This window comes from Kitasatospora sp. NPDC091257, from assembly GCF_044757675.1.
GTDB lineage: Bacteria > Actinomycetota > Actinomycetes > Streptomycetales > Streptomycetaceae > Kitasatospora > Kitasatospora lactacystinica.
In genome coordinates, this window is the sequence record NZ_JBIVVI010000705.1 from 1 (window position 1) to 4,869 (window position 4,869).

Genomic DNA, 4,869 nt, shown 5'->3' on the forward strand with positions numbered 1-4,869 from the left:
CCGGGGTGGGGTGGTCGAAGACGAGCGCGGCCGGCAGCCGCAGCCCGGTCGAGGACACCAGCCGGTTGCGCAGTTCGACCCCGGTGAGGGAGTCGAAGCCGACGTCCTTGAACGGGCGGGCCGGGCGGATCAGGTTCGGCGAACTGTGGCCGAGCACCGCCGCGGCGTTGCCGCGCACCAGGTCGAGCAGGGTCCGGTACAGCTCGGCCTCGGGCAGCTCGGCGAGCTGCCGCGCCATCGAGCGGGCCGGCGCCGCGGCGGAGGCGGAACCGGTACGGGCGGGGCGGACCAGGCCGCGGAGCACGGCGGGCAGTCGGTCGTCCGCCCGCAGCACGGACGGGGCGATCCTGGCCGCGAGCCGATAGGCGTACGGGGAGTCCAGTGCCGCGTCGAACAGGGCGAGGCCCTCCGCCGAGGTCAGCGCGCCCGCCCCGGCGCCCCGGCCCGCGGTGACCGCGGCGGTCATCTCGCTGCGCTCCTCCCACAGGCCCCAGCCGATGGACAGGCCGGGCAGCCCCTCGGCCCGGCGTTCGGCGGCGAGGGCGTCGAGGACCGCGTTGGCGGCGGCGTAGTTCGCCTGCCCGGCCGCGCCGAACTGGGCGGCGCCCGAGGAGAACAGGACCAGCGCCGCGAGGTCGAGGCCCCGGGTGAGTTCGTGCAGGGCCAGCGCCGCGTCCGCCTTGGGCCGCAGGACGCGGTCGAGCCGGTCCGGAGTCAGCCCCGCGATCGTGGCGTCGTCCAGGACACCGGCCGCGTGGACGACGGCGGTGAGCGGGTGCGCGGCGGGCACCGACCCGAGCAGGGCGGCGAGCGCGGCGCGGTCGGCGACGTCGCAGGCTGCGACGGTCACCGACGCCCCGAGCCCGGTCAGTTCCCGTACCAGCTCCGGCATGCCGTCGGCGGATCCGCCCCGGCGGCCCGCCAGCAGCAGGTGCCGGGTGCCGTGCGCGACGACCAGGTGCCGGGCCAGGAGCCGTCCCACGGTGCCGGTGGCCCCGGTGACCAGGACAGTCCCTTCGGGGTCCGGCGGAGCGGGCAGCAGCAGGACGTTCTTGCCGACGCCCCGGGCCTGGCTGAGCGAGCGCAGGGCGGCCGGGGCCTGCCGGACGTCCCAGGCGGTGACGGGCAGAGGACGCAGCGCTCCCTGCCGGAACAGGTCCAGGACATCGGCGAGCATCTCGCCGATGCGCTCCGGACCGGCCTCCATCAGGTCGAACGCCCGGTAGCGCACCCCGGGGTGCTGCCGGGCGACCGTCTCGGGGTCGCGGACGTCGGTCTTGCCCATCTCCACGAACCGTCCGCCGTTCGGCAGCAGCCGCAGACCGGCGTCGACGAACTCCCGTGCCAGGCTGTCGAGTACGACGTCGACGCCCCGCCCGCCGGTGGCCGTCAGGAACGTCTCGGCGAAGTCGGTGGTACGGGTCGAGGCGATGTGCGCGGCGTCCAGTCCGCCGGCCCGCAGGACGTCCCACTTGGCGGGGGAGGCGGTCGCGAACACCCGCGCACCGGCGTGCCGGGCGAGTTGCACCGCCGCCATGCCGACACCTCCGGCCGCGGCGTGGACCAGTACCGATTCCCCGCGCCGCAGTCCGCCGAGATCGAACAGACCGTAGTAGGCGGTGAGGAACACCACCGGCACGGATGCGGCACGGGCGAAGGACCAGCCCGCCGGTATCCGGGCGACGGTACGGCGGTCGGCGACGGCGGTCGGGCCGAACGCGCCCCCGAAGATCCCCATCACCCGATCCCCGGGCACCAGGTCGTCCACACCCGGGCCCACCTCGATGACGGTTCCGGCGCCCTCGCTGCCCAGGCCCTGCTGTTCGGGGTCGGGGTCCAGGCCGAGCGCGGCGATGACGTCGTGGAAGTTCAGCCCGGCGGCGCGCACCGCGATCCGTACCTCCCCCTTGCCCAGCGGGGCGAGGGCCGCCGGAGCGGGCTCCGCCGCGATGTCCTCGAGGGAGCCCCGGCCGTCGGTGGTGAGCCGCCAGGCGGCGCCGTCCGGCAGGGACAGCGTGCCGTCCGGCCGTCCGCCGCGGACCAGCCGCGGCAGCAGCGGCGGGCCGGTCCGCAGCGCCAGCTCGGGTTCCCCGGCGGCGAGCGCCGCAGGCAGGGCGTCCGCCGGCTCGCCGGTCCCGGCCGCGTCGATGAGGACGAAGCGCCCGGGGTGCTCGGCCCGCGCGCTGCGCACCAGGCCCCACAGGGCGGCCTGGGCGGGATCGACGGGACGGTCGACCGGTCCGGTACGGACCGCGTCCCTGGTGAGCAGGGCCAGCCTGGCCGCAGCGAACCGCTCGTCGGCCAGCCACTGCTGCACGAGGGCGAGGCCCTGGTGTGCGGTGGCCCGGACCCGGTCGGCGGGGTGGGGCAGGTCGGCGGTGGCGATGGCCGCCACGATCACCTCGGGCAGGGCGGCGCCCGCTTCGAGGGCGGCCCCCAGGGCGCCGATGTCCTGCCATGACACCGCCCCGGGGACGGCACCGCCGAGGGCGGCCCAGGTGGGCACGGCGCTGTCGGCCGGGTCGGTGGCCGGGGTCCAGTCGAGGCGGTACAGCAGGTCGGCGTGGGCGGTCGCGGCGAGCGGCCCGCCGGCGGCCGGAGGCCGCAGCAGCAGGGCTTCCACGCCGAGCACCTGCCGTCCGGACAGGTCGTGGGCGTGCAGGGCCACGGTGTCCGGCGTGTCGGTGGCGAGCCGCACGCGCAGCGTGGTGGCCCCGGTGATCCCGCTGGTCACGCCGTTCCAGCTGAAGGGCAGCCGGGCCCGGCCGTCCTGGTCGGGCAGCAGTGCGGCGATCTGGAGGGCCGCGTCCAGCAGCGCGGGGTGCAGCACGCATCCGGCGGCGTCGGCGTGCTGCGGCTCCGGCAGCACCACCTCGGCGAACACCTCGCCGCCGCGGAGCCACGCGGCACGGATGCCGCGGAAGGCGGGGCCGTAGTGGTAGCCGGCCTCGGCGAAGCGCTCGTAGAGGTCGCCGGTGTCCACGGGTTCGGCACCGGACGGCGGCCAGCTCAGCAGACCGGCCGCGGCTCCGGCCGGGTCCCCGGCGGGCCGGGGCGCCAGGGTGCCGGTGGCGTGCTCGGTCCAGGGCGCGTCGGCGTCCCGTGTCGTACGGGCGAACACGCCGAGCCTGCGCCGACCGTCGCCGTCGGGTGCGGCCACCCGGAGCTGCAGGTGGACGGCTCCCTCCTCCGGGAGCACGAGCGCCGATCCGAGGGTGAGTTCCTCGACCACCGGGCAGTCCGCCTCGGCCCCGGCGCGCAGCGCGAGTTCGAGAAACGCCGTGCCGGGGAAGAGGACGACGCCCGACACCGCGTGGTCGGCGAGCCAGGGGTGGGTGCGCAGCGAGATCCGGCCGCTGAGCAGCAGTTCATCGGAGTCCGCGACCTGCGTCGCCGCACCGAGCAGCGGGTGCCCGGTCGTGGCGAGACCCGCCGAGGCGACGTCCCAGCTCGTGGTCGGAACGTCGAGCCAGTAGCGGCTGCGCCGGAAGGCGTAGGTCGGCAGCTCGACACGCCGCGCCCCCGGGAACGCACCCGACCAGTCCACCCCCAGCCCGCGCTCCCACGCACGGCCCACCGCACGCAGCACCTGGGCCAGGCCGCCCTCCCCGCGACGCAGCGTCCCCAGCACCGCGGCATCCGTACCCGCGGCCTCCACCGACTCCCCCACCGCAACCGACAGCACCGCGTGCGGGCTGGACTCCACGAAGAACCGGAAGCCCTCCCCCAACAACGTCTCCGTGGCCTGCCCGAACTCGACGGTCTCCCGGAGATTGCGGTACCAGTACTCCGCGTCCAAAGCCTTCGTGTCCAGCCAACCACCCGTCACCGTCGAGAAGAACGGCACCGAACCCGAGACAGGAACGATGCCGGCCAGATCGGAGAGCAACCGCTCACGGATCTCCTCCACATGCGCGGAATGCGACGCGTAGTCGACCTCGATCAGACGCGCCCGCACACCCTCCCCGACCAAGGCCTCGACCAGTGCCGCCACCGCGTCGGCGTCGCCCGACACCACCGTCGACGACGGGCCGTTCACCGCCGCCACCGAGAGCCGGCCCGCCCACGGGGCGATGCGCTCCCGCACCGCGTCCACCGGCAGAGGCACCGACGCCATGCCACCACGGCCCGCCAGCACCCCCACCGCACGGGAACGCAACGCGACCACCCGGGCCCCGTCCTCCAGACTCAGACCGCCCGCCACACAAGCCGCGGCGATCTCGCCCTGCGAGTGGCCCACCACCGCGTCCGGAACGACCCCGAACGAACGCCACACCTCCGCCAGCGACACCATCACCGACCACAGCACCGGCTGCACCACATCGACCCGCGCCAGCAGCGCCTCCGAACCCAACGCCTCCGTCAACGACCAGTCGACGTAAGGCGCCAACGCCCGCCCGCACTCCGCCATCCGTTCCGCGAACACCTCCGACCCGGCCAGCAACTCCGCGGCCATCCCCACCCACTGCGAACCCTGACCCGGGAACACCGACACCACCCGACCGGAAACCAACCCGCCGCCGGACACCGCGGCACCCTGTGACAGCGCGGCCAGGTGCTCGGCGAGGTTCTCCTCCGTGCCCACCAGCACCGCGCGGTGTCCCAGCGCGCTGCGGCCCGTGGCCAGGGAGAAGGCCACGTCCGCGGTGCGGACGCCCGACCCGTCTCCGATCCGGGCCGACAGCGCCGCCGCCTGGGCGCACAGCGCCTCCGGAGTGCGCGCCGAGAGGAGCAAGGGGACGACGGCGGGTACGGTCCCCGGTGTCCCGGACCCGTCGACGAGCCCGTCTGCGGGGGCTGTCGGGTCGGTCGGGGCCTGTTCGAGGATGACGTGGGCGTTGGTGCCGCTGACGCCGAAGGAGGACACCC

1 protein-coding gene is annotated in these 4,869 nt (G+C 75.6%); it reads right to left on the reverse strand.

Features of this window, described 5'->3' with window-relative positions:
• The coding region (locus ACIQOV_RS27770; RefSeq protein ID WP_401053082.1) for an SDR family NAD(P)-dependent oxidoreductase at positions 1-4,869 on the reverse strand (4,869 nt) is incomplete at both ends.